This is a genomic window from Rhizobium sp. WYCCWR 11128, from assembly GCF_013416305.1.
In the GTDB taxonomy this organism is placed as follows: Bacteria; Pseudomonadota; Alphaproteobacteria; order Rhizobiales; family Rhizobiaceae; genus Rhizobium; species Rhizobium indicum.
This window is the reverse complement of the sequence record NZ_JACCEZ010000003.1, coordinates 450,933-476,142: the sequence shown is the minus strand read 5'-3', so window position 1 is coordinate 476,142 and position 25,210 is coordinate 450,933. Positions and strand designations below refer to the sequence as shown.

The 25,210-nt window shown below is 58.6% G+C and carries 26 protein-coding genes; 12 read left to right on the top strand and 14 right to left on the bottom strand.

Annotation, left to right across the window (positions count from 1 at the left end):
* Positions 1–51: 51 nt before the first annotated feature.
* The 3 genes from phaZ to HX898_RS14575 all read right to left on the bottom strand — a co-directional run bounded on the left by phaZ (position 52) and on the right by HX898_RS14575 (position 3,480).
* Positions 52–1,329 carry a polyhydroxyalkanoate depolymerase gene (phaZ, locus tag HX898_RS14585; RefSeq protein ID WP_180194960.1) on the bottom strand — a complete coding sequence of 426 codons (1,278 nt, stop codon included), beginning with the start codon at positions 1,327–1,329 and terminating at the stop codon, positions 52–54.
* A 205-nt stretch (positions 1,330–1,534) separates the two neighbouring features.
* Complete coding sequence (locus tag HX898_RS14580) at positions 1,535–2,377, bottom strand: fumarylacetoacetate hydrolase family protein (protein WP_180194959.1); 843 nt, start codon at positions 2,375–2,377, stop codon at positions 1,535–1,537.
* A 143-nt stretch (positions 2,378–2,520) separates the two neighbouring features.
* On the bottom strand, positions 2,521–3,480 hold the full coding sequence (locus HX898_RS14575) for a glutathione S-transferase family protein (RefSeq protein ID WP_180194958.1): 960 nt from the start codon (positions 3,478–3,480) through the stop codon (positions 2,521–2,523).
* Between the two features lie 170 nt (positions 3,481–3,650).
* On the opposite strand from HX898_RS14575, the gene HX898_RS14570 reads away from it, so the two are divergent.
* Both HX898_RS14570 and HX898_RS14565 read left to right on the top strand, forming a co-directional pair.
* Complete coding sequence (locus HX898_RS14570; RefSeq protein ID WP_138331989.1) at positions 3,651–3,935, top strand: DUF2218 domain-containing protein; 285 nt, start codon at positions 3,651–3,653, stop codon at positions 3,933–3,935.
* Between the two features lie 44 nt (positions 3,936–3,979).
* Complete coding sequence (locus tag HX898_RS14565) at positions 3,980–4,579, top strand: nitroreductase family protein (protein WP_180194957.1); 600 nt, start codon at positions 3,980–3,982, stop codon at positions 4,577–4,579.
* A gap of 86 nt (positions 4,580–4,665) precedes the next feature.
* Here the strand turns inward: HX898_RS14565 and gyrB are convergent, their stop codons facing one another.
* The 5 genes from gyrB to HX898_RS14540 form a co-directional block, all read right to left on the bottom strand.
* Positions 4,666–7,101: a DNA topoisomerase (ATP-hydrolyzing) subunit B gene (gyrB, locus tag HX898_RS14560; protein WP_180194956.1), complete on the bottom strand. Its 2,436-nt coding sequence runs from the start codon at positions 7,099–7,101 to the stop codon at positions 4,666–4,668.
* A gap of 135 nt (positions 7,102–7,236) precedes the next feature.
* Positions 7,237–7,614, bottom strand: coding sequence for a helix-turn-helix transcriptional regulator (locus tag HX898_RS14555; RefSeq protein WP_018244167.1), 378 nt, complete (start codon positions 7,612–7,614; stop codon positions 7,237–7,239).
* Entirely contained in the window at positions 7,611–8,177 is a 567-nt protein-coding gene (locus tag HX898_RS14550) for a Smr/MutS family protein (RefSeq protein ID WP_138331986.1), read from the bottom strand. Before HX898_RS14550 ends, HX898_RS14555 begins: the two co-directional genes overlap by 4 nt.
* Complete coding sequence (locus tag HX898_RS14545; RefSeq protein ID WP_180194955.1) at positions 8,177–9,295, bottom strand: murein transglycosylase A; 1,119 nt, start codon at positions 9,293–9,295, stop codon at positions 8,177–8,179. Before HX898_RS14545 ends, HX898_RS14550 begins: the two co-directional genes overlap by 1 nt.
* The gene (locus HX898_RS14540) at positions 9,288–9,992 is read right to left on the bottom strand and encodes a Tim44/TimA family putative adaptor protein (protein ID WP_003544090.1); all 705 of its coding nucleotides are present in this window, start codon (positions 9,990–9,992) and stop codon (positions 9,288–9,290) included. Before HX898_RS14540 ends, HX898_RS14545 begins: the two co-directional genes overlap by 8 nt.
* A 131-nt stretch (positions 9,993–10,123) precedes the next feature.
* Between HX898_RS14540 and HX898_RS14535 the strand changes: the two genes are divergently transcribed.
* On the top strand, positions 10,124–10,630 hold the full coding sequence (locus tag HX898_RS14535; RefSeq protein ID WP_138332031.1) for an FxsA family protein: 507 nt from the start codon (positions 10,124–10,126) through the stop codon (positions 10,628–10,630).
* Positions 10,631–10,731: 101 nt separating this feature from the next.
* The gene (secB, locus tag HX898_RS14530; RefSeq protein WP_003544086.1) at positions 10,732–11,214 is read left to right on the top strand and encodes a protein-export chaperone SecB; all 483 of its coding nucleotides are present in this window, start codon (positions 10,732–10,734) and stop codon (positions 11,212–11,214) included.
* A 68-nt stretch (positions 11,215–11,282) separates the two neighbouring features.
* Here secB and dnaQ read toward each other — a convergent pair whose 3' ends face one another.
* The 5 genes from dnaQ to HX898_RS14505 are packed head-to-tail and all read right to left on the bottom strand — an operon-like array spanning position 11,283 to position 14,913.
* Positions 11,283–12,005: a DNA polymerase III subunit epsilon gene (gene dnaQ / locus HX898_RS14525; RefSeq protein WP_180194954.1), complete on the bottom strand. Its 723-nt coding sequence runs from the start codon at positions 12,003–12,005 to the stop codon at positions 11,283–11,285.
* Positions 11,998–12,609, bottom strand: coding sequence for a dephospho-CoA kinase (coaE, locus tag HX898_RS14520; protein WP_180194953.1), 612 nt, complete (start codon positions 12,607–12,609; stop codon positions 11,998–12,000). Before coaE ends, dnaQ begins: the two co-directional genes overlap by 8 nt.
* Positions 12,609–13,466: a shikimate dehydrogenase gene (locus HX898_RS14515; protein ID WP_138389337.1), complete on the bottom strand. Its 858-nt coding sequence runs from the start codon at positions 13,464–13,466 to the stop codon at positions 12,609–12,611. Before HX898_RS14515 ends, coaE begins: the two co-directional genes overlap by 1 nt.
* Complete coding sequence (locus HX898_RS14510) at positions 13,459–14,058, bottom strand: Maf-like protein (protein WP_180194952.1); 600 nt, start codon at positions 14,056–14,058, stop codon at positions 13,459–13,461. The genes HX898_RS14515 and HX898_RS14510 overlap by 8 nt, the downstream gene beginning before the upstream one ends.
* 33 nt (positions 14,059–14,091) lie before the next feature.
* Positions 14,092–14,913: a pyruvate, water dikinase regulatory protein gene (locus HX898_RS14505; RefSeq protein WP_138389338.1), complete on the bottom strand. Its 822-nt coding sequence runs from the start codon at positions 14,911–14,913 to the stop codon at positions 14,092–14,094.
* Positions 14,914–15,314: 401 nt separating this feature from the next.
* Between HX898_RS14505 and hemE the strand changes: the two genes are divergently transcribed.
* The 8 genes from hemE (at position 15,315) to HX898_RS14465 (ending at position 24,093) form a co-directional block, all read left to right on the top strand.
* Positions 15,315–16,346: a uroporphyrinogen decarboxylase gene (gene hemE, locus HX898_RS14500; RefSeq protein ID WP_138331979.1), complete on the top strand. Its 1,032-nt coding sequence runs from the start codon at positions 15,315–15,317 to the stop codon at positions 16,344–16,346.
* 2 nt (positions 16,347–16,348) lie between these two features.
* Positions 16,349–16,885, top strand: a complete 537-nt coding sequence (hemJ, locus tag HX898_RS14495) for a protoporphyrinogen oxidase HemJ (protein WP_138389340.1) — start codon at positions 16,349–16,351, stop codon at positions 16,883–16,885.
* Between the two features lie 197 nt (positions 16,886–17,082).
* The gene (gene rho / locus HX898_RS14490; protein ID WP_012759538.1) at positions 17,083–18,348 is read left to right on the top strand and encodes a transcription termination factor Rho; all 1,266 of its coding nucleotides are present in this window, start codon (positions 17,083–17,085) and stop codon (positions 18,346–18,348) included.
* A gap of 104 nt (positions 18,349–18,452) precedes the next feature.
* Positions 18,453–19,772 (top strand): tRNA uridine-5-carboxymethylaminomethyl(34) synthesis GTPase MnmE, encoded by a 1,320-nt coding sequence (gene mnmE, locus HX898_RS14485; protein ID WP_180194951.1) that lies wholly within the window; start codon positions 18,453–18,455, stop codon positions 19,770–19,772.
* A gap of 72 nt (positions 19,773–19,844) precedes the next feature.
* A complete protein-coding gene (gene mnmG, locus HX898_RS14480; protein WP_180194950.1) occupies positions 19,845–21,722 on the top strand; it encodes a tRNA uridine-5-carboxymethylaminomethyl(34) synthesis enzyme MnmG in 1,878 nt (625 codons plus the stop codon).
* 25 nt (positions 21,723–21,747) lie between these two features.
* A complete protein-coding gene (gene rsmG, locus HX898_RS14475; RefSeq protein ID WP_180194949.1) occupies positions 21,748–22,365 on the top strand; it encodes a 16S rRNA (guanine(527)-N(7))-methyltransferase RsmG in 618 nt (205 codons plus the stop codon).
* A 19-nt stretch (positions 22,366–22,384) separates the two neighbouring features.
* Entirely contained in the window at positions 22,385–23,179 is a 795-nt protein-coding gene (locus HX898_RS14470; protein ID WP_011654065.1) for a ParA family protein, read from the top strand.
* Positions 23,180–23,211: 32 nt separating this feature from the next.
* A complete protein-coding gene (locus HX898_RS14465; protein WP_017962618.1) occupies positions 23,212–24,093 on the top strand; it encodes a ParB/RepB/Spo0J family partition protein in 882 nt (293 codons plus the stop codon).
* A gap of 73 nt (positions 24,094–24,166) precedes the next feature.
* Here HX898_RS14465 and holA read toward each other — a convergent pair whose 3' ends face one another.
* Positions 24,167–25,207 (bottom strand): DNA polymerase III subunit delta, encoded by a 1,041-nt coding sequence (holA, locus tag HX898_RS14460; RefSeq protein ID WP_180194948.1) that lies wholly within the window; start codon positions 25,205–25,207, stop codon positions 24,167–24,169.
* Between the last annotated feature and the right edge of the window lie 3 nt (positions 25,208–25,210).

Here is a 25,210-nt window from a genome sequence, read left to right as displayed (position 1 = left end):
CGAAATCGGACAAGGCCTTGAATCCGTTTTGCTAATTCAGCTATCCCTGATTCAGCCCGCCCGGCCGCCCTTGATGACACGCGGAACCGGAGGCTTAACGGCAGAACGCGAATGCTGGCGGACGAAATCGATGATGCGCGGCGCGATCTCGCGGCGGAAACGCGAACCATTGAAAACACCATAATGGCCGACATCCGGCTGAAGATAGTGCATGCGCATATCTTCGGGAATGTTCACGCAGATGGTCTGCGCCGCCTCTGTCTGGCCGACCCCCGAGATATCGTCATTCTCACCTTCGACGGTCAGCAGCGCCACGTTGCGAATTGCCGCCGGATCGACGCGTTTGCCGCGATGCATCAGTTCACCCTTCGGCAGCGAATGCTTGATGAAGACCTCCTCCACCGTCTGCAGATAGAATTCGGCGGTCAGATCCATGACGGCGAGATATTCGTCGTAGAAATCGCGATGTTTTTCCGGCTCGCCGTCGTTCTTCACAAGATGCATGAAGAATTCCTTGTGCGCGACGAGGTGGCGATCAAGATTCATCGACATAAAGCCCGAGAGCTGCAGGAATCCCGGATAGACCGGGCGCATGAAGCCCGGCTGCGGCCAGGGCACATTCATGATGACATTGTCGGAGAACCACTGCAGCGATCGCTCCTGGGCGAGCTTGTTGACCGCCGTCGGGTTGATGCGCGTGTCGATCGGGCCGCCCATCAGCGTCATCGACGCCGGCGAAAGCGGATCCCTGGCTTCTTCCATCACGGCAGCGGGTGCCAGCACCGGAACGGAAGGCTGGCAGACGGCGATGACATGCGTGTCGTGACCGAGGAAATGCAGCATCTCGATGACGTAGTCGACGTAATCGTCGAAATCGAACGTGCCTTCCGTCATCGGCACCATGCGGGCGTCAATCCAGTCGGTGATGTAGATATCGGCACTCGGCAGCAGCGCCTCGACCGTGCCGCGCAGCAGCGTGGCATAGTGGCCAGACATCGGCGCGACGATCAGGATGCGCGGGTCATTGCGGCTGGCGGCGGGCGCATTGCGCGCGAAATGCAAGAGATTGCAGAAGGGGCGCGACCAGATGACCTCTTCGCGGACGGTCACCGTCTTGTCACCGATCGTCGTCTGCTTCAGTCCGAATTCCGGTTTCCCGTAGCGGCGCGTCGTGCGTTCGAACATTTCGAGACTTGCCGCCATCGTGCGACCGAATGGCGTATGGGAGAACGGATTCAGCGGATTGGCATAGGCAAATCGCATGATATCGGCCGCGGCGCGAAACGGCGCCATGGCGGCATGGTTCAATTCATAAAGCTGATAAAACATTGGAAGGCGCCACCTTTCTCTATCGAAAAGATGACGCCGATTGAGAGGCATCGACTCTTTTCGTAACGCGGGCACGTCGCGCAGACTAACAGGTTTTTGTTGCACAGCAACATGGGCGTACCAGACCCACACAAGAAATGCCGCAGAATTGACCTGCGGCATCATAATCGACCTGAAAACTTAAGTTTCTCAGCAAGAAGCGTCGTTAACGATCCGCTATGAAGGTCTGCTTCTGCGTGCCGAGACCTTCGATGCCGAGTTCGACCACGTCGCCGGCCTTGAGATAACGCGGCGGCTTGAGGCCCATGCCGACGCCCGGAGGCGTGCCGGTCGAGATCACGTCGCCGGGGTGCAGCGACATGAACTGGCTGAGATAGGAGACGAGGAACGCAACCCCGTAAACCATCGTCTTCGATGAGCCGTTCTGCATCTTCTGGCCGTTGACCGTCAGCCACATGCCGAGGTTCTGCGGTTCGGGAATTTCATCCTTGGTCACAAGCCAGGGTCCGATCGGACCAAAGGTGTCGCAGGATTTGCCCTTGGTCCACTGACCGGACCGCTCGGTCTGGAAAGCGCGCTCGGACACGTCATTGGAAACGCAATAACCAGCGACATAATCCAGCGCTTCGGCTTCCGTCACATATTTGGCAGTTTTGCCGATGACGACGCCGAGTTCGACTTCCCAATCGGTCTTTTCCGAACCGCGGGGAATGATGACATTGTCGTTCGGTCCGACGATTGCGGATGTTGCCTTCATGAAGATGATCGGCTCGGGCGGCACGGTCGCACCGGTTTCGGCAGCATGATCCGAATAATTCAAACCGATGCAGATGAACTTGCCAGTGCCCGCGACGCAGGCGCTGATGCGGCCGGGTGCGATTTCCGGAAGGCTCTTCGGGTCGATCGCCGCTATCTTTGCAAGGCCTGCCGGTCCGATCGCTTCACCGCCAATATCGGCGACATGACCGGAGAGATCGCGGATCTTGCCATCGGCATCGAGAAGTGCTGGTTTTTCACTGCCGGCTTCGCCAACACGCATCAGCTTCATGGAATTCCTCCTCATCGAAAACGGATTTGCAGCCACCTATGAACGAATTATTCATCGGTGTCATTACGGCTTTGCCGGGAAGCGGTACGGCTTTGCCGCGATTCGGATGATTTTCTGCTGAAAACCGCCCGTATCTTTCGGCATCATGCTCTAAAAATTTCCGCCAGATCCGGGCCGGAAGGGATGATCTTCGTCGGATTGAGGCTTTCGATCGAATAGTAGCCGCGTTTGATGTGATCGAGGTTGACCGTTTCACCGATGCCCTGCCAATCCAGCATTCGGCGGCAGAAGGCGCGCAGATTGGCATAGTCGGAAAGCCGGCGCAGATTGCATTTGAAGATGCCGTGATAGGCGACGTCGAAGCGCACCAGCGTCACGAAAAGCCGGATATCGCTCTCGGTGGGATGATCGGCGAAGAGAAAAGACCGGTCCTCGAACTGCGGCTCGACCCAGTCGAGGCAGGCAAAGACGTCGGCAAAGGCTTCTTCGTAAGCGATTTGCGTGGTGGCGAAACCGGCGCGGTAGACGCCGTTGTTGAGGGCAGGATAGATGCGATCGTTGAAAGCGTCGATCTCGGTGCGCCTCTCCGCCAGGTAAAGATCGATCGGATTTTTTGCCAGGGCGCCAAAGCCGCCGTTCAGCATGCGCAGGATATCGGCGGATTCATTGTTGACGATGGTCTTTTTCTGCTTGTCCCAGAGAACCGGCACGGTGGCCCGGCCGGTGAAGTCAGGTGCTGCCCTGGTATAGATTTCATGCATATAGGTTACGCCGTTGACGTGATCCTCCGTCGCGCCGGGATAGTCACCGAAGCGCCAGCCCTGCTTGCCCAGCAGCGGCTCGACGACCGAGACCGAGATGATATCTTCCAGGCCCTTGAGCTTGCGGCCGATCAGGGTGCGCGAGGCCCAGGGACAGATATAGGCGACATAGAGATGATAACGGCCGGCGCTGGCTGCAAAGCCACCTTCGCCCGTCGGCCCGGCGCTACCATCCGCGGTCACCCAATTGCGGAAACTCGAGGTCTGGCGGACGAAGCCGCCCTTTTCGTCCTTCGCCTGAACGGGCTGCCAGTCTTCCGTCCATTTTCCGTTCACCAGCATGCGCACCTCCCCAATCGATTGACGAAATGGTTCATTACCCTGCTTCAACGCGGGCGTGAGGCCGCTTTTATGAAGACAGTCTGTACACCCAAACTGCGACGATGCTGCGCTTGCCAAGCCGGTGAAGCAGGAAATATGTCTCTGCTATACAAAATGACGTGGAGTTCGAAATGCATCTCTCGAAGGCCGTCGTGCGGACCGAACATGCAAGCCGCTACCTGCAGCAGCTCTGCAAACACTGGAGCCACAAGTTCAGTGTCGATTTTGATCCTCTGAAGGGCCGGGTGCCGTTCAGCGATACGGCCGAGGTGACGTTTGCGGCCGACGATGCGGCACTGACCATGACACTGACCGTCGCCGATCCCTCGCAACAGGAAAGGATGCAGAAGGTCATCGACGATCATCTGAAGCGCTTCGCCTTTCGCGAAGAACTTGACATCGTCTGGTCGGACTAAGCCAGCCCCGATCCTAATTTTCTGCCCCAAACCCTGGAACAAGCATGACGAAGAGCAATCACCGCGAATCCGACTATCCGATCGATCCGATGTTTCTCGACCGCTGGTCGCCGCGCGCCTTCACCGGCGAAATCATCAAGGAGACGCAGCTGCTCGGTCTACTCGACGCCGCCCATTGGGCGCCGTCCTCGGCCAACCACCAGCCCTGGCGCTTCATCTATGGTCTCAAGGGTTCGGAGCATTGGGAGAAATTCGTCGGCTTGCTCAACGATTCCAACCAGGAATGGGCCGGGAATGCATCGGCGCTTATCTTTGTCGTCTCGCGCGCCTTCACCGGGGCTGCCGGCTCGGCTGAAGAAAAGCCGAGCTACACCCATTCCTTCGATGCCGGTGCGGCATGGGGGCATCTGGCAATCCAGGCGCGCCTCTCCGGCCTTTACGCCCATGGCATGGGCGGCATCAAGCATGAAGAAATCAGGCAGGCTTTCAGCATTCCCGAGGGATACCGGGTCGAAGGAGGCGTCGCCGTCGGCCGCCTGGCCGACAAGAGCGTGCTTTCCGAACGCAATCAGGCGCGCGAATTCCCCAGCCAGCGCAAGCCGCTCTCCGAGGTCGCCTTCAACGGGCGCTTCGTCGCGAATTGAGCGAAGCCAAAGGCCAAGCAGATATCGGGCAAACGAAAGCCCCGCCATCCTAAAGATAGCGGGGCCATTTATTTTTGAAATATCAATTAGATATCGAGGTTTGCAACGCTCAGCGCATTCTCCTGGATGAATTCGCGCCGCGGCTCGACTTCATCGCCCATCAGTCGAGCAAACAGGCCGTCGGCATCGGTGGCATCATTGACCCTGACCTGCAGCAGCGAACGAACATTCGGATCGAGCGTCGTTTCCCAGAGCTGCTCGGCATTCATCTCGCCAAGACCCTTGTAGCGCTGCATGGTGAGGCCCTTGCGGCCGCTTGCGAAGATCGCGTCGAGCAAGGCGCGCGGGCCAGAGATTTCGATGTCGCCTTCGCGGCGATGCAGCGACGGCGGCGTCTGATAGATTTCCTTGAGGCGTGCCGTCAGCTGGTCGATGTGACGGGCGTCCGAGGAACCGATCAGCGCCATGTCGAGCACGACGAGTTCCCTGACGCCGCGGACCATGCGCTCGAGGCGCAGACCGCCATCGGTTGTCACATCGCCCCGCCAGCCACGCTCGGTTTCCTCGGCGATGATGTCGAGGCGTCCAGCCACTTCGTTTGCCAGCGCCAGCGCTCTCGCCGGATCGCTGGCGAGCTCGGCATTGAGCGCTCCGGCAATCGCCGCTTGTTCGACGGCGGAACGATTGTAGCGCGAATGGAGATTGTCGAGCAGCGCGCGCATGCGCAGAGCATCGAGGATGACCTCGCGCAGATCCTGGCCGGCGCGAACCTCGCCGCTGCCGAGCCTCAGCGAAGCATCTTCCAGGCCCTGGCTGATGAGATATTCTTCGAGCGCCTTCTCATCCTTCAGATACTGCACCGACTTGCCGCGCGAGACCTTATAGAGCGGCGGCTGGGCGATATAGAGATGACCGCGCTCGATCAGTTGCGGCATCTGGCGGAAGAAGAAGGTCAGCAGCAGGGTGCGAATATGGGCGCCGTCGACGTCAGCGTCCGTCATGATGATGATCTTGTGGTAGCGCAGCTTTTCGACATTGAACTCGTCCTTGCCGATGCCGGTACCGAGCGCGGTGATCAATGTGCCGATTTCCTGACTCGACAGCATCTTGTCGAAACGGGCGCGTTCGACGTTCAGGATCTTGCCGCGCAGCGGCAGGATCGCCTGGTTCTCGCGCGAGCGGCCCTGCTTGGCCGAGCCGCCGGCAGAATCGCCCTCGACGAGGAAGACTTCGGATTTTGTCGGATCACGCTCGGAGCAGTCGGCGAGCTTGCCCGGCAGCGAAGCGATATCGAGTGCGCCCTTGCGGCGGGTCAATTCGCGGGCCTTGCGGGCCGCTTCGCGTGCGGCGGCTGCCTCGACGACCTTGCCGACGAGGATTTTGGCTTCGCTCGGATGTTCTTCGAACCAGGTGTTCAGCGCCTCGTTGACGAGACTTTCGACAACAGGACGGACTTCCGAGGAAACGAGCTTATCCTTGGTCTGCGAGGAGAATTTCGGATCCGGCACCTTGACCGACAGAACCGCCGTCAGGCCTTCGCGGCAATCTTCGCCCTGCAGCGTTACCTTTTCCCTTTTGGTGATGCCGGAACTGTCGGCATAGGAAACGACCTGGCGCGTCAGCGCCGCGCGGAAGCCGGCCATATGCGTGCCGCCGTCGCGCTGAGGGATGTTGTTGGTGAAGCACAGCACGTTCTCATGATAGCTGTCGTTCCACCACATCGCGACTTCGACGGTGATGCCGTCCTTTTCGCCATGGATGGCAACCGGCTTGTCGACGAGCGACTTCTTGGCGCGGTCCAGATAGGCGACGAAAGCCTCGAGGCCGCCGTCATAACGCAGTTCTTCCTGCTTGATATCGGAATGGCGCTTATCGGTCAGCAGGATGCGGACGCCTGAATTCAGGAAGGCGAGTTCGCGAAGGCGATGCTCGAGCGTGCCGTAGTCGAACTCCGTCATGGTGAAGGTGCCGGTGCTCGGCATGAAGCTCACTTCCGTGCCGGTTTCATTCGGCGCGTCGCCCGTAACCTTCAGCGGAGCATCGGCCACGCCATGGGTGAAGCTCATTTCATGGATCTTGTCGTGACGGCGGATCTTCAGCTTCAGCCAGACGGACAGCGCGTTGACGACGGAGACGCCGACACCGTGCAGGCCGCCGGAGACCTTGTAGGAATTCTGGTCGAACTTACCGCCGGCATGAAGCTGCGTCATGATAACTTCGGCCGCCGACACGCCTTCACCGGTGTGAATGTCCGTCGGGATGCCGCGACCATTGTCGGTGACGGTCACCGAGCCATCCGGATTGAGAGTGACAGTGACGATGTCGGCATGGCCGGCAAGCGCTTCGTCGATCGCGTTGTCGACGACTTCATAGACCATGTGATGCAGGCCGGAGCCGTCGTCGGTATCGCCGATATACATGCCGGGGCGTTTGCGCACGGCATCGAGGCCCTTCAGAACCTTGATGGAATCTGCGCCATATTCGGTGCTTACGCCGTTTTCCGTCGCGGATGTATCGCTCATTCTGTCGAGATTTTCCCTGTTGTCGTAAAGCTGCGGCGCGCCTTGCGAATCACCGGCTTTCTTCACTCTTGTATATAGGTTTTTTGAACCCACTTCCCAATGGCAAGCCCCTAAAACAAGGCATAAAACAGGGGATTATGACGCTTTTCCGTCGCCTTTGCCGCCATTTTCGAGAAGAGCCGATAGCCGGCCTATCTCCGCACTGTCAAGGTTGCGAATCTGCCGGGCCAGCCGGTTGGCAAATTCGGTATATTCGGGAGGCAAGCCGGAGGTATCGATCACGACGCGCGGGTCGGACGAGCGGGCGAGCAGGAACAGTTCCTCGGCCTCATCCCAGATGATGTTGAAATAGCCCGCGATGCGCTGTAGCAGATCGAATGTCGGCAAACCACGCTTTCCATGTTCGAGCGCCGAGAGATAGGCAGGAGAGACATTCAGTGCTTCCGCCATCTCCTTCTGCGAGACGCCCTTGCGCGCCCGCAACCTGCGAACCGCCTCTCCGAAGGGTGTCATGGCCTTTCCCCATGCCGCCGCGACAGGCGAATGTAGAGCGCGCCCTCACCGCCATGATGTTGTGCGGCCGACTCATAGGAGGAGATCAGGTAGCGGAATTCCGGCTTCGAGAACCAGAGAGGCACGGCCCGCTTCAGCGCGCCCTCGCTGCCCATGGAGCTGCCCTTGCCCGTGATCACAAGCACATGGCGCATGCCGCGCTCATGGGCGCGGATCAGGAAATCGAGAAGGATGGCATGGGCCTCGCTCTGCACCATCCCGTGCAGGTCGATCCGCGCTTCGAGCGCCAGCCGGCCCTTGGCGATCTTACGCTTGACCGGCTTTTCCAGCGGATGATGCACCCCGGCCGATGGCTTTGCCATTGATGGTGCTGTCGGCTGCAGCGGCGTGGGTGTGGCGGGCGTCTGCTTTTCCTGCTCCCGTTCGGCCGCCGCTTCGGCTTCGGCAAGAAAGGCATCAAGTTCGGTCAACGCCCCCGCCTTGCCGGGCATCGGCCGCGTGCTGCGGGCAACCTTGCCCCAGAGGATCCTCTCATCTGCACTCAGCTTGCGATCCCTGGCCATCAGTCGAATCTTCCGGCGGCGGCATTGGGAATGAGGATGACGAAATCGGCGTCGTTGCGGACCGTGCCGGCACTTTCCCCGGCCATGTCCCCCGAGCCGGTGAAGATATCACCCCGCGCCGGCCCGATAATCGCCGAACCGGTATCGAGCGCCAGCATCAGCCTGCGGAACGGCCGGCCCTGGTCGAGATGGATGAGGCTTTCGGCGCGAATGAAAAAGGGAAAGCCGAAGGTATGGATCATCCGATCGACCGCAAGCGCGCGCCCGGCGAGAAGCGGCACCTTGGCGGCCGCGATCGGACCTGCCTGCGGATCGGCAACCGGTGCATCACGGAAGAAAATATAAGAGCGGTTATGCCATAACACTTCGTCGACGCGCTCAGGATTGCGCACCAGCCAGGCACGGATCGCCTGCATCGAAATCTCCGCCCGATTGATCTCGCCGCGCTCGATCAGTAGCTTGCCGATCGCCGAGAAAGCGTGGCCGGCTTTCGCCGCGTAGGTGATGCGGCCGATACGACCATCCTCATAACGCAGGCGGGCAGCACCCTGCACATGCACGAAGAAGACATCGACCTTCGACTTCGCCCAGGCGATTTCGAGCCCGCGGCCCTCGAGAAACCCCTGATCGATGGCGCCGCGGTCCGGATAGGCAGTGACGCGGTCCTCCTGCAGACGGCCGAAAACATAGGCCTTGTCGAGCCCGGCGGGGCGATTGGCGTCGTCGAGATCGATCAGATCGTCCGGACGCCGGTAGAAAGGAAAACGGAAAATTTCGTCCGGCCGCTCCGCCACGTCGATATCGGGTTCGTAGAAGGCGGTGACGAAGCCGGCATTGCCGTCCTTGCGGCGAATCAGAAAGGGCCGACAGCGCGTCTCGAAAAAGGCGCGCGCCGATTCCGGAGATGACGGCGTGAAATCTTCGGCGGCGGCGAGAAGCGTAAGCAGATCTTCGGAGCTCAGGCCCAGCGATCCGGTGCGGTACGGTTTGACATCGGTGATTTGCCGCCGGCAGCTTCGCATAACTTCAAAAAGGCTGGAGGGATCATCATCCTTCCAGCCTTCCAGAGTGTCGAAGCTTATGGCCTGCAGGACGAAGTCCGATGCGTGGTCACTCATGTTCCGATTCGGTCGCCACAAGTTTCCAGTTCGGATCGCGCGAGCGGGTGTCGCGGGCGAAGGTCCAGACGTCGTTGACCTCGGCGACGTTTTCAGCGTCGCCCTCGATCAGAACGTCGGCCTTGTCGTAGGTCGCCGATATCAGCTGGCTGGCAATGCGCACGGTGATCTGTGCTTCGCTGCCCTTGGTCTCCGCATGGGTGATCTCAGCCTTGTCGATGCCGACGAAAGTGGACTTCACCTTCTCGCCCCGGGCTTCACGCTCGCCGATCGCCGCATCGAAGCCGTCATAGACTTCGCGGGACAGCAAGTTTTTCAGCGTTTTCCGGTCGCCATCGGCATAGGCCATGACGATCATCTCGTACGCCATGCGGGCGCCGTTCAGAAACTCCTTCGGGCTGAAGGCAGGATCGGCCTTGTTCAGCGCACGCAGCGATTCGTTGAGCGGCGTTCCGGGCGCCGCGAAAGCATCGATGGCGGCGAAGCGATCCTCATCCTCCGTCGTCGCATCGCGCCGCGGCAGCGTCACGACCTTGCCAGCATCGGCGGCTTCGGCCGGAGCCGCATCCCGCGGCGTATAGAGATCGCGCGGCGGCTTCTCATTTCCTGTACGGCGCCCGAGCACGGAGCGGAGCTGAAAGAAAATCAGCACAGCCGCTACCAGGAAAAATAATGTGATGAAGTCGTTCGAACTCATATCGTATCGCAGCCGCCGTTAACATCTCTGATTTGTACTCCCATATAGTCTGCCTATACAGATGATTCAAATGATCGCTGGCATCTTCGCCAGCGCCAAGAGGAGACCGGCGAGCCCGGGACATGACCGACATGCGTTTTTCGATCCTGCCAGCCTCCATTCTGCTGCTGCCGTTCGCCGAAATTGCCGGTTTCGTCGTCGTCGGCCAGGCTATCGGATTGTGGTTGACGCTTGTTCTCGTCATGCTGGGTTTCGTTCTCGGCGTGGTTCTGCTGCGCCGGCAGGGAATCGGTATTTTGCGCCGCATGTCGAGCGAAGGACGAAATGGGGTGATGCCGGGCCGCGACCTGCTGCGGCCGGCGATGAACGTTATCGCCTCGCTGCTCCTGATCATTCCCGGCTTCCTCACGGATATCATCGCGATCCTCATTCTCATTCCGCCGGTGCGCGATCTCGTCTGGCGGGCGATCGCCAAACGCTTCGTCGTCGTCAATGCCAAGGGCGGCTCTTCTGCCAGCCCGCAACCCGATTTCCGCGACCGCAAGCCGAACTCGAAGGTGGTCGATCTCGACGAGGAGGACTATCATAGAGAGCCGGATCGCAACTCGCCGTGGTCCGGCAAGCATCTTGGCGATTGAGGCACTGCGGCTGATCAACCGAGCCAAGCGCCCAGGGTTGTAAGCCCTTGCCTGAAATGTTAGATGGCGGCACCATTCCCATGCCCCTCGAGGAAAAGCCAATGGCAGACGATAACAACAGCAACGGTGCGGCCAACCCCACCCTTTCGATCCTTGCGCAATACACCAAGGATCTGTCCTTCGAAAATCCAGGTGCGCCGCGTTCGCTGCAGGCCCGCGACAAGGCGCCGACGATCAACATCAATGTGAACGTCAACGCCAACCCGCTTTCCGATACGGATTTCGATGTCGTGCTGTCGCTGAATGCCGAAGCCAAGGACGGCGACAAGACGGTTTTCCATGCCGAACTCACCTATGGCGGCGTTTTCCGCGTTGCCGGTTTCCCGCAGGAACACATGCTGCCGGTGCTCTTCATCGAGTGCCCGCGCATGCTTTTCCCCTTCGCCCGTCAGATCATCGCCGACGTCACCCGCAACGGCGGTTTCCCGCCGCTGATGATCGACCCGATCGACTTCACGCAGATGTTCGCTCAGCGCGTTGCCGAAGAACAGGCCCGCGCCAAGGTTCAGGCCGTTCCGAACTGACCCGATCTTTCTTGTCTGAAATGCGGATGCCCGGGCCTGGTCCCGGGCATTTTCAATTGAGGACCGGTTTAATCGAGATTGGCGTATTTCGCCCAGACGCTTTTTTCACCGAGCTTGGCGACGAGCGCCTCATGCGCCTGCTCCTCGGATAGGCTGATGCGCGGGGCGAGCGGCCGGGGCCGCTCGAGCACGGCAGCAATCACCACATCGTCTTCCATCGCCATGTCACCGCGGGCTGCCTGGTTGGATCTGCCGGCCATACCGAGGCCGAGCGCTGCCTGCCTGCCGCCGATCATCTCGATATAAACTTCGGCAAGCAGTTCGGAGTCGAGCAGCGCGCCGTGTTTGGTGCGGTGCGAATTATCGATGCCGTAGCGCCGGCAAAGCGCATCGAGCGAATTCGGCCCCATCGGATGTTTGCGCCGCGCCATCGACAGCGTGTCGAGCACCCGTTCCGGCAGGATTGGCGGTAAACCGATCCGCGCGAACTCAGCGTTGATGAAGCCCATATCGAAGGTGGCGTTGTGGGCAATCCACTTCGCATCGCCGAAGAAGGTGAGGATTTGTTCGGCAACCTCGGCGAAAGGCTGCTTGTCCTTCAGGAATTCATCGGTGATGCCGTGCACGGCGAGCGCATCCGGATGAACCTTCTGATCTCCAGGATTGATGAAGATATGGATCGTGTTGCCGGTGGGGAAATGATTGAAGAGCTCGATGCCGCCGATTTCGATGATGCGGTCGGCGCGGTTGTCGAGGCCGGTTGTTTCCGTATCGAAGATGATCTCACGCATTCCGGAAATCTCCCTTGGCAATCCGCGTTTTCAGTTCGGCGACGATCTCGAACACCCGTTCCCTCGTCGTCGCGATACTGTGACTGGTGTCGATCAGATAATCGGCCCGGCGCCGCTTTTCCGTGTCCGGCGTCTGGCGTGAGAGAATCATGTCGAATTTTTCCTCGGTCATGCCTTCGCGCGCAAGCACCCTTTGGCGCTGAATCTGTGGATCAGTGCTGACGACGACGATGACATCCACTCTTGCCTCGGCGCCGGTTTCGAAAAGTAATGGAATATCGAGCAATACCATGTCGGCGCTGGCGGCGCGTTGTCGCTTCAGAAATTCCGTCTCACGTTTGCGAACCAGCGGATGGACGATCGCTTCCAGGCGTTTGAAGCCGTCGGGATCAAGAGCGAGCAGGCGGCCGAGTTCACGTCGGTCGACGGCTCCATCCTTCATCGTGCCGGGGAAGGCGGCATTCACCAGGAGTGCAGCCTCGCCGGCATAGAGATCGTGGACCACGGCATCCGAATCATTGACCGGGATTCCGGCATCGGCGAAGAGCTTTGCCGCTGTCGATTTTCCCATTCCGATGGAGCCGGTGAGACCGATCTTCAGCATCAGTGTGCTTCCATATCCGCGATGATGAGCGCACGCAGCGCCGCGTCGACGATGGGACGCTGGCCGAACCATTTTTCGAAGCCGGGTACGGCCTGGTGCAAGAGCATGCCGAGACCATCGACGATGGGAAACCCTTGCTCTTCCGCCTGCGTCAGGATCGGCGTCTTCAAGGGCACATAGACGATATCGGTGACGACGGCATCGGCTGCCAGAGGCGAGAAATCGAGTTGCGGCGCCTGCTCGCCGTCCATGCCGAGCGAGGTGGTATTGATGAAGAGGCCGGCCCCTTTCATCACTTCGGCAAGCGCTCCGGCCGGATGGGCCTGGACACGCGGGCCAAAACGATCCGCGAGTTCACGCGCGCGTTCGACGGTGCGGTTGACGACGTGAATCTCCTTGAAACCACGATCACGGACCGCCTGGATGATCGCGCGGCTGGCGCCGCCGGCGCCAAAGACGACGGCCGTGCCATGCCGGTCCCAGCCGGGATGGCGTTCGTCGAGATTGGCGATGAAGCCACGACCGTCGGTATTCGTCGCATGCAGGGCGCCATCCTCCCGCCAGAGCGTGTTCGAGGCGCCGAGTTCGCGCGATAGCGCGTCCGGCTTGTCGGCGAGCCGGAACGCCAATTCCTTGTGAGGAATGGTGACATTGCCTCCGATAAAGCCGGAACTGCCGTCCTTCAACGAGTGAATGAAATCGGCAAAGGCCTCGGGTGCCACTTCATGAGCGCGGTAGCTGCCCGGCAGACCGAGCGTCTTCAGCCAATATCCGTGGATCAGTGGCGAGCGCGAATGCTTGATGGGAAAGCCCGTGACAAACGCCTTCGGCCCGAATGTTTCACGTGAATCACCCATCGATCGCTCCGAGTTCTCGCAATTTTTTTAAGAGCGGCAGCATCGGCAGGCCGAGAATGGTGAAATAATCACCTTCAATCTTTTCGAAGAGCTGGATGCCCTCCCCCTCCAATTGATAGGCGCCGACGCTGGAAAGCGCCTGTTCGCCAACCCGCGCCAGATGCCTGGCGATGAACTCCACCGTCAGTGGCCGCATCGTCAATTCCGCATGGGCGAGATGTTCCCACAAGACCACGCCGTCGCTGACGATCGCGACGGCGCTGTTCAATCTGTGGGTTACGCCGGAAAGAGCTTGAAGGTGGCTAGCCGCGCCAGCCAGGTCCTTCGGTTTATGGAAGACGCTGTCGCCGAGCGACATTGTTTGATCCGAACCGATGATCAGGCAATCCGGAAAGCGGCTGCTGACCTCCTCCGCCTTGGCCCTGGCCAGGACGAGGGCCACGGCATCAGGCTTAGCACCGGCTTTTTCCAACGGCGCTTCGACGGCCCGTTCATCGATCCTTGCGGCATGCGCCTCGAAGGACAGACCGGCATTTTCCATCAGCATCCGGCGAAACGGGCTCGACGATGCAAGGATGAGTTTCGGTGTCATGGGTTCCTCGGCGTGCCGGCTTTTCGTCAGCGCTTAGCGCAGCTTCGGCCGCAGGGCAACGATTGCTGCGGCTGTTTCCTCGATTGAGCGGCGGGTGACGTCGATCAGCGGCCAGTTATGACGGGCGCAAAGCGAGCGGGCATATTTCAGTTCCTCGGAAATCGCGGCGCGATCGGTGTAGTGTTCGCGATCGAAACCCTGCGTCACCCCGAGCACCCGGTTTTCCCGCACCTGGGAAATACGGTCGGTGGTGGCGATCAGGCAGACGATCAGCGGTCTGCTCGCGACGAAGAGGCTCTCGGGCAATGGCACGCCATAGACGATCGGAATGTTCGCCGTCTTGATGCCTCGGTTGGCAAGATAGATGCTGGTCGGTGTTTTCGACGTCCGGCTGATGCCGATGATCACCACATCGGCATCGTTGTAATCGTCGGGCATCTGGCCGTCATCGTGATCCATGGTGAAATTCAGCGCTTCGATGCGCGCGAAGTAGCCGGCATTCATCACATGCTGAGCTCCGACCCGACGGCGCGACGGGGCGCCGAGATAGATCTGGAAGGCATTCATCACCGGCTCCAGCACATTCACCGAAGCGACACCCATCTCGATGCAGCGCTCATCGATCAGGCTCGCAAGCTCCCGGTCGACAATGGTGTAGAGCACGATGCCGGGGGCGTCATCGATCGCCTGCAGAACCGGCAGCAGCTGTTTGCGATTGCGGATCAGTGGATAGACATGTTCGATCGGCTGCGCCGATCTGAACTGCGCCGACGCGGCGCGCCCGGCGGAGATCAGAGTCTCTCCCGTTGAGTCAGAAATCAGATGCAGATGAAAGAAGTTCGTTCTGTTCTCCACGCTATTTTCCGCTGCCTGTTGAAAACACTGGATGAAACAGAGCTACGGCGGCGAGGCAGTCTCCGGCAAGGGAAAACATGCCTCCTTATCCACATTTCGGATTTTGCCGAACGGTTTCGGTTGGCCCTGTGGACGATGGGGAAGGGCTGGGCTTCTTGAAAGCTCGTCCACAGCCTGTCCACAGCTATGAGAAAAATTGTCGATCCGGAAGGATTTGGAATCATTTCTGGATTCGGCTTCTCCCCGAAATTTGGACGAGATGGACAAATCTTTCCGATGTTGTTTTGCAGCCGCGCGACAAATTGCATCGGCGGTGGATGGATTTTAATCCTTGATAGTCACCGACTCTAAGAAATAGAAACCTTTTAAAATATCTTTGTTATTTTATAGGGAAGAAGCGCTTGAGCGATACGCGCCGAAAGATCATGAGGGTTTTGAGTGGCGAGAGTCTCTCCCCTCCTCCTCTCTGGCTGATGAGACAGGCAGGACGTTATCTCCCGGAATATCGGGAGACACGGGCAAAGGCAGGGAGTTTTCTCGATCTCTGCTACACGCCTGAGTATGCCGTCGAAGTGACATTGCAGCCGATGCGCCGCTATGGCTTCGATGCGGCCATTCTGTTTTCCGATATCCTGGTCATTCCAGACGCAATGAAGCGAAATGTCCGGTTCACCGAGGGCCATGGCCCGGAGATGGATCCGATCGATGAAGCCGGGATCGGCAGTTTGAACGGCGAAGAGGTTGTCGATTATCTCAGGCCGGTTCTGGAGACGGTACGGCGGCTGCGTGAAGAACTGCCAGCGGAGACGACGCTGCTCGGTTTCTGCGGGGCGCCATGGACGGTTGCGACCTACATGATCGCCGGTCACGGCACGCCGGATCAGGCCCCTGCCCGTCTCTTCGCCTACAAGCATCCCCGCGCCTTCGAGCATCTGCTGATGCTGCTTGCCGACGTATCGGCCGATTATCTCGTCGCCCAGATCGATGCCGGCGCCGATGCCGTGCAGATCTTCGATTCCTGGGCAGGTGTTCTCGGTGAGAAGGAGTTCGAGGCGTTTGCGATCAGGCCGGTTGCGCGGATGATTGCTTCCGTCAAATCACAACGGCCGCATGCTCGCATCATCGCTTTTGCCAAGGGCGCCGGCTATCAGCTCAAGACCTATCGCCAGAAGACGGGCGCAGATGCGATCGGCCTCGATTGGTCGGTCCCGCTGGCCTTTGCAGCCGAACTTCAGAAAGACGGACCGGTTCAGGGCAACCTCGATCCGATGCGCGTCGTTGCCGGCGGCCGGGCGCTGGAGGAAGGCATCGATGATATTCTGCAGCATCTCGGCAATGGTCCGCTGATCTTCAATCTCGGTCACGGCATTACACCGCAGGCCGATCCCGAGCATGTGCGTCTGTTGGTGGATCGTGTGCGAGGCGGGGCGTGACGATGGAAAAGCAGACCGATCGGAGGTCTGGCGCTTACGCCCGGCGCCGGGCTCATTTTGCGCTGGCCTTCTTTGCGCTGATGGCGGTCGGGCTTTTTGCCTGGAACCCCGATAATCTCTACCTCTGGGTCAAGGCGCTGCACATCATCGCGGTCATTTCCTGGATGGCCGGGCTGTTTTACATGCCGAGGCTGTTCATCTATCACACCGATGCGGAGCCCGGCTCGGTGCAGTCGGAAACCTTCAAGGTGATGGAGCGTCGGCTTCTTCGGATCATCATGACGCCGGCGATGATGTTGACGTGGATTTTCGGCCTCTATCTCGCCTGGTCGGTTTATGGATTCCAGGGCGGCTGGCTGCATGCCAAGATCGGTCTCGTCGTATTGCTGACCGCTGTTCATATGTTCTTCAGCCGCGCCGTCGGAGCGTTCGAGCGGGATGAAAATCGCCGCTCGGCGCGTTATTGGCGGTTCATGAACGAGGCCCCGACAGTGCTGATGATCCTGATCGTCATCCTCGTCGTGGTGAAGCCGTTCTGAGGAAAATCGTCCTCAGGTTAAATTTGCTTCATTTTAAGCAGCCCTCTTGCGGCAGCGATTGCGAGTCGCTATTTTCCGCGCATCTCATCTACGTGGCATGTGTGTAGAGTTCAGTCGTCTGCGAGCCCTTTCGCGGTACCGAATACGACCCAACATCGCCTTTCCCCTTTGAAATTAAAAAGAGTATTGGTCACTTCATGGCTGAAATGAAGCTTCAGGAACTTAAGAGTAAATCCCCGACGGATCTGCTGGCATTTGCCGAATCGCTCGAGGTCGAGAACGCAAGCACGATGCGCAAGCAGGAGCTGATGTTTGCGATCCTCAAGATGCTTGCCAGCCAGGATGTCGAAATCATCGGCGAAGGCGTCGTCGAAGTGCTGCAGGACGGTTTCGGCTTCCTGCGGTCGCCCAATGCGAACTACCTACCAGGCCCGGATGATATTTATATCTCCCCGTCGCAGATCCGCCGTTTCTCGCTGAAAACCGGCGATACCGTCGAAGGCCCGATCCGTGGACCGAAGGAAGGCGAGCGCTATTTCGCGCTGCTCAAGGTCAACACCATCAATTTCGACGATCCGGAACAGATCCGGCACAAGGTTCATTTCGACAATCTGACGCCGCTCTATCCAAACGAGCGCTTCAAGATGGAACTCGATATTCCGACCACCAAGGATCTGTCGCCACGTGTGATCGACCTGGTAGCGCCGCTCGGCAAGGGCCAGCGTGGATTGATCGTCGCGCCGCCGCGTACCGGTAAAACCGTGTTGTTGCAGAACATCGCGCATTCGATCACCGCCAATCATCCGGAGTGCTATCTGATCGTCCTGCTGATAGATGAACGCCCCGAAGAAGTGACCGACATGCAGCGCTCGGTTCGCGGCGAGGTTATCTCCTCGACCTTCGACGAACCAGCCGTCCGTCACGTGCAGGTGGCCGAGATGGTCATCGAGAAAGCCAAGCGTCTTGTCGAACACGGACGCGACGTTGTCATCCTGCTCGATTCGATCACGCGCTTGGGCCGTGCCTACAACACGGTCGTTCCCTCGTCAGGCAAGGTCCTGACCGGCGGTGTGGACGCCAACGCTCTGCAGCGGCCGAAGCGCTTCTTCGGCGCGGCGCGTAACATCGAGGAAGGCGGCTCTTTGACGATCATCGCGACCGCGCTGATCGATACTGGCAGCCGCATGGACGAAGTGATCTTTGAAGAATTCAAGGGCACGGGCAACTCGGAAATCGTCCTCGATCGCAAGGTCGCCGATAAGCGCATCTTCCCGGCCATGGACATCCTGAAATCCGGTACGCGCAAGGAGGACCTTCTGGTTCCGCGCCAGGATCTGCAGAAGATCTTCGTGCTCCGCCGCATCCTTGCTCCGATGGGCACGACCGATGCGGTCGAATTCCTGATCGACAAGCTCAAGCAGACGAAAAACAATTCCGACTTCTTCGAATCGATGAACACTTAATCCTTAGCCGGATTCACCCTTAAAGCTGGAGGCATCGTCACGATGCCTCCAGCTTTTCTGTTTGAGAGGAATCGATTTCGATTCCATCCGATGAACCAGGCGTTATGGCCATGTTGAATGATACGATATATGCGCTATCGAGCGGTGCCCTGCCGTCGGGTGTTTCAGTCGTTCGAATCAGCGGCCCGCTGACCAAAGACATATTGGTGAAGCTCGTGGGGTCCGTGCCGGTAGCCCGGCGTGCGTCTTACCGAACGATTCGGGCTCGTAACAATCAGCCGATCGATAGCGGCCTGGTGCTGTTTTTTCCTGCCCCTCATTCGTTTACCGGTGAGGATGTGGCCGAGTTGCAGATCCACGGCAGCAGAGCCGTGCTGGCGGCGCTGTTTCACGCGCTTGGCGATATTCCGGGTGTTCGGACGGCGGTTGAAGGCGAGTTCTCCCGCCGGGCTTTCGAGAATGGCAAGCTTGATCTCGTTGAGGTGGAAGGGCTGGCCGATCTCATCGGCGCCGAGACCGAAATGCAGAGGCGCCTTGCGGTCGAACATAGCGCAGGCGGGCTTTCCACAATATACGATTCGTGGGCGGAACGATTAACGCGCGCCCGAGCGCTGATCGAGGCGGAACTTGATTTCCCTGACGAGGATGACGTTCCGGGGTCAGTATCGGATATGGTCTGGGCCGATATGGGCACGCTCCGCAACGATATCGAGCATCACCTGGCCGCAGCTTCGGCCGGCGAAATTATCAGGGACGGCTTCAAGGTGGTCATCGCGGGGGCTCCGAACGCCGGGAAATCAAGCCTATTGAACGCTTTGGCGCGTCGTGACGTGGCAATCGTGACGGAGATTGCCGGAACCACCCGCGACGTGCTGCAGGTTGATCTCGATATTGATGGTTACCTGATCAAGCTCTATGACACTGCGGGTCTTCGCGAGGCGGATGACAAAGTCGAAATGGAAGGTGTGCGGCGCGCGCGTGTGGCACTGCGTGATGCTGATCTTGTCCTGTTGCTGGTCGACATGACGAAACCGCTGATTCCCGACGACTTGGAGCAGTCCTCTCCGCATGTTACTGTCGGGACAAAGATGGATCTGACCGAAGTCGCTTCGAGTCGGTATGATCTGCAGATTTCGACCGCGACGGGTGACGGTCTGCCGGAACTACGGCGGTTGATCGGCGACATCGTTGAGAGACGTTGTGCTGGCCTGTCTATGGCAATCCCCACCCGGCAGCGGCATAAGGATTCGCTAGCGAAATGTTTAGTGGCGATTGATGCGGCCATATCGCAGACGGATGTGAATCTTGAACTGCGGACCGAGCAGCTGCGAATTGCGGCTGAGTATTTGGGCAGAATTACCGGACGAGTGGATGTCGAACAGTTGCTCGGGGTGATCTTCTCCGAATTTTGTATTGGCAAATGATTCACGTGAAACCTTTGGAGCTAAAGGGCTGTACGGTTTCACGTGAAACGCCTGCCGGATATGGAGTCATGAATGACGGATAATGTCTTCGATGTGATTGTAATCGGCGGGGGCCATGCCGGGTCGGAGGCTGCCAGCGCAGCTGCGCGCCTTGGGGCAAAAACCGCTCTGATTACGCATAGGCGGGACACGATCGGAGTCATGTCCTGTAATCCGGCGATTGGCGGGCTGGGCAAGGGCCATCTGGTTCGCGAGATCGACGCGATGGATGGCCTGATGGGTCGCGTCGCCGATGTTGCAGGCATTCAATTCAGGATGCTCAACAAGAAGAAAGGCGCGGCTGTCCGAGGACCGCGGACGCAGGCCGATCGAAAGCTTTATCGCCTGGCAATGCTGGCGGCGATCGAAGCGACGCCGGACCTGGATATCATCGAAGGCGATGCGTTTGATCTGGACGTTGTCGATGGTTGCGTCGCCGGCGTGATCATGAAGGATGGTCGAACCCTGAAAGCGCCGGCAGTGGTTTTGACCACTGGAACCTTTCTGCGCGGTCTTATTCATATCGGGTCGGAAAAGACACCGGCCGGGCGTGTCGGTGAAGCGCCGTCGATCGGATTGTCTGCAACTCTCGCCCGCCTGGGACTGCGGCTGGGACGTCTGAAGACCGGCACACCCGCCCGGCTGGACGGAAAGACGATCGACTGGCAATCCGTCGGTCGACAGGGAGCTGACGAGGAGCTTGTCCCCTTCTCCTTCATGACCGACACGATTACCACGCCACAAATCGAATGCGGGGTCACCAGGACGACCGAAGCGACCCACCGCATCATTGTCGACAACATTATGCGCTCGGCAATGTATTCCGGGCAGATCGAAGGCGTCGGGCCTCGTTATTGCCCGTCGATCGAAGACAAGCTGGTGAAATTCGGAGAGCGGGATGGACATCAGGTCTTTCTCGAACCCGAGGGACTGGACGATGACACGGTCTATCCGAACGGAATTTCTACCTCCCTGCCGGCGGAGGTCCAGGCAGACTTCATCAAAACAATTCCCGGCCTCGAAGCGGCAAGAATACTGCAACCGGGCTATGCAATCGAATATGATCATGTCGATCCGAGAGAGTTGACTCCATCGCTGGAGGTCAAACGGTTGAGAGGCTTGTTTCTCGCCGGCCAGATCAATGGTACCACCGGCTATGAAGAGGCGGGCGCGCAGGGATTGGCAGCCGGGCTGAATGCTGCTTTGCGAAGCAGCGATTCGGAACCGTTCCATTTCAGTCGGACGAATTCTTATATTGGTGTCATGATCGACGATCTCACGTCACGAGGCGTTACGGAACCGTATCGAATGTTTACATCGCGTGCGGAGTATCGACTGAGTTTGCGGGCTGACAACGCCGATATGCGCTTGACGCCCCTGGCCATGCGGCTTGGATGCGTCAATGGCGAACGAGTGCAGCGATTCACATCCTATCAAGCAGAGATCGAAACCAGTCGGGCGCTGTTGCAGTCGCTGGCGGTTACACCGAATGAGGCGCGCCGTGCTGGCCTGAATATCAATCTCGATGGACAGCGCCGAACTGCGTATGATTTACTGTCCTATCCGAATTATGATTTCGCCGCGCTCCGCCTTGTTTGGCCGGAGAAGCTGGGCATGATTGGACCGAAAGTCGCGGAAGCACTGGAAATTGAGGCTGGGTATTCGGTTTACCTCGATCGACAAGCCACGGCGATCAAAGATCAGCAACGCGACGAGGAGCGGCAGATACCGCTTGATTTCAGCTATGACGCGCTGTCCGGTCTCTCGAACGAGCTGAAGGTCAAGCTCAGCGCTGCTCGCCCTTTCAATATTGCCCAGGCTGCAATCGTTGAAGGGATGACGCCGGCGGCAATCGCATTGCTGCTCGTGCATTTGCGTCGACTATCCCCTGCCGAGCGCCATAGCGCTTGATTACAAGATTTGAGAGTCTTTCAGAATGGAATTAAACGGTTTGCGTGTTTCACGTGAAACACAGGAACGGTTGCAACACTTTGCAGCGCTGTTTCAGAAGTGGGCAAAAGCAATCAATCTGGTGGCGCCGTCGACACTCCATGATCTATGGCACCGGCACATCGCTGATAGCAGTCAGGTCTTTCAGATTCATCCTCAACCGATTACCTGGGTTGACCTCGGCAGTGGGGGCGGCTTTCCCGGCGTTATTACGGCGATTTTTCTAGCCGAGCTGCAAGGTGGATGGGTCCATCTGGTCGAAAGCAACCATAAAAAGGCAGCGTTTCTGCGGACAGCGCTGCGGGAGACAAATGCGCGCGGCAGCGTTCATAGCATTCGAATCGAAGATGCTTATACGGAGGTTGGCGAATGCGACGCGATTTCAGCGCGTGCTCTTGCGGATCTTGATTCTCTCATCGGATATTCATCGCCTTGGATGTTTGGCAAGGAAAATTGTCGTGGCTTCTTTCACAAAGGCCGGGATTACCGGAAGGAAATCGACAAAGCACGTGGTCGGTGGGAATTCGATCTGTTAGAACATAAGAGCGCCGTCGAGCAGGAATCTGTTATTTTGGAAGTATCAAATCTCCGGCGCTTGGTTTAACAGATCGGATATTGCGGCAATGGCTGGCGAACGACATCGGATTATCACCATCGCAAATCAGAAGGGTGGCGTTGGTAAGACGACCACAGCAATCAACCTGGCAACGGCGCTTGCTGCTATCGGCGAGCGTGTCTTGATCGTCGATCTCGACCCGCAGGGCAATGCCAGCACCGGCCTCGGTATCGATCGTCGTGATCGCAAGCTTTCCTCCTACGATCTGATGGTTGGTGATCGTGGGATCCCCGAAGTGACCCTCGAAACAGCGGTTCCTAATCTGTTTATCGTCCCGTCGACGATGGATCTTCTTGGCATCGAGATGGAAATCTCGCAGCAGAGCGATCGGGTGTTCAAATTGCGGAAAGCGCTGTCTTCGCCCGAAGCCATGGCGTTTTCTTATATTCTTCTGGATTGCCCGCCGTCGTTCAATCTGCTGACGATGAATGCCATGGCGGCAGCGCATTCGGTCCTCGTTCCGCTGCAATGCGAATTCTTTGCGCTGGAGGGGTTGAGCCAGCTGCTCGAGACCGTCAGCCAGGTTCGCCGGACAGTTAACCCGCGTCTGGATATTCAGGGTATCGTCTTGACGATGTTCGATGCGCGCAACAATCTTGCCCAGCAGGTTGTCAATGACGTGCGTACGCATCTCGGGGACAAGGTTTACCACACGTTAATTCCGCGCAACGTCCGGGTTTCCGAGGCGCCGTCCTACGGTAAGCCGGCTATTCTCTATGACTTGAAGTGCGCGGGCAGTCAGGCCTATCTGCAGCTGGCCTCCGAGGTCATCCAGCGAGAACGCCAAAGACTGGCCGCGTGATATCATTTTAGGGGTGTAGGTGAGTGTAGATCATGAATGACGATGTATCAAAGAGGCGATTGGGCCGCGGCCTTGCGGCGCTGATTGGTGAAATGGATCAGCCTGTCCCGGTGGAAGCCGAGCGGACTATCAGCGCCGACAGAATGATCCCGATCGAGTTCGTCAGCCGTAACCCCCGCAATCCCCGTCGGTTCTTCGATGACTCCGAGCTGCACGATCTCGCAAGCTCCATTCGTCAACACGGTATCGTTCAGCCGATTGTTGTGCGGACGATGTCGCGGGATCGATATGAAATTATCGCCGGCGAACGACGCTGGCGCGCAGCTCAGCTTGCCGGGCTGATCGAGATTCCCGTCATTATCCGTGATGTGGATGATAAGACGGCGCTGGAAATCGCCATTGTCGAAAACGTACAGCGCGCGGATCTCAATGCCCTCGAAGAGGCCTTGGGTTATGAGCAGCTTATCGCGGAATACGGCTACACCCAGAACGACCTCGGCGAAATCATCGGTAAAAGCCGCAGCCATGTTGCCAACTCGTTGCGCCTGTTGAAATTGCCGGATCCGGTTCGCGATCTACTTGCCGCCGGCAGCCTATCGGCTGGGCACGCGCGCGCATTGGTTTCGACATCCGACCCGGCAAGTCTTGCCCGTACGATCGTTGCCAAGGGCATGTCGGTGCGTGATGCGGAAAAGCTGGCGCAAAACAATATCAAGGCACAATCGGAGCCGCAGCAGGCGGCCTTGCGGCGAGATCAGAAAGATTCCGACACGCTGGCGCTGGAACGGACGCTTTCCGATGCACTCGGCCTTGATGTTGCGATCAATCACAAGGCAAGCGGCGGCCAGATTAAAATTTCCTATAAGTCGCTAGAGCAGCTCGAGGAAATCTGCCGCTTGCTCGAGAGGCGTTAGAGCACCGACGCTCTAACTTCTTGAAACAACGCATCGTACTTTCCGAAACATGATTATTGGGCCGACGTGCTGGTCAGGCGGATTTCCGGCCGGATTGAAGGGTGGTGGACAGAAGCGTTTGCATCGCAACGCTGTCTTCCAGCACCTGCCGCCGTCTGCTTTGCAGAATAGCGGCCTGTAGCCGATTGGATTCACGGGCGATGCTTTCCGCTGTCCACTGGCGCAGCGCCTGTTCGATGATCGGCTTGCGGCGGAAATGCAGATGCCGCCCCATTGTCTGCATGATTTGAGGCGACTGCAGCCGTTTTTCATCCATTTCGGCGCGCATCGAATCCAGAAGCTGGAATTGCTTCAAGCATGCCTGCAGCACAAGAAAGATCGCGGTTTTCGAGCTGCTGATTTTTTGCATGGAGTGCAGAAAGGCGTTGAGATCACCGCCGAGGATGGCATCGACGGCGTCGTCAACCGAGATGGCGCTGGCGTCGCCGATTATTTCGGTAACGTGATGTTCTTCGACCGTATCGAAGCCGCGGCAGTAAAGAGCAAGCTTGCGCACCTCGTTTCGGGAAGCGATCCTGTCGCCGCCGATCAACGCGATCAGCGCCTGGCGTGCGGCCGGCGTAATGCCGAGCTTCTCTGCACCGAGCTCCGTATCGATCAAGGCATTCAGGGCGCGGCTGTCATCGGCGTAGGAGGGAATCGTCATGACGGATCGGGCGGCTTCCGCGGTCTTGCGCAGCAGGGAACCCTTCTTGAGGTCACCGGCCTCGACGATCAGATAAGCGGCTTCGATTGGTTTTTCGGCCAGCAGTGCCAAAGAATCGACGAGATATTTCTCGTTGGCGGCACCGCGGATCCAGATCAGTTTCTCACCGCCGAACAGGCCAATCGACTGGACCTCGTCGACCAGCCGACCGGGGTCTTTCTGCAGGTCGCCAATATCGAGCTTCGTCAGCGAGAAGGGATCATCGAGAGCAACACCGCTCTTACCGGCGAGCTGGGTTGCCCGTTCGGAAACAAGACCGCGATCCGGCCCGTAGATGACGTAAATCCGATAGTTCCGTGCCGATTTCTGCAGGAATGTCTCGAATTCGTGGGATTTTATCTCTGCCACATC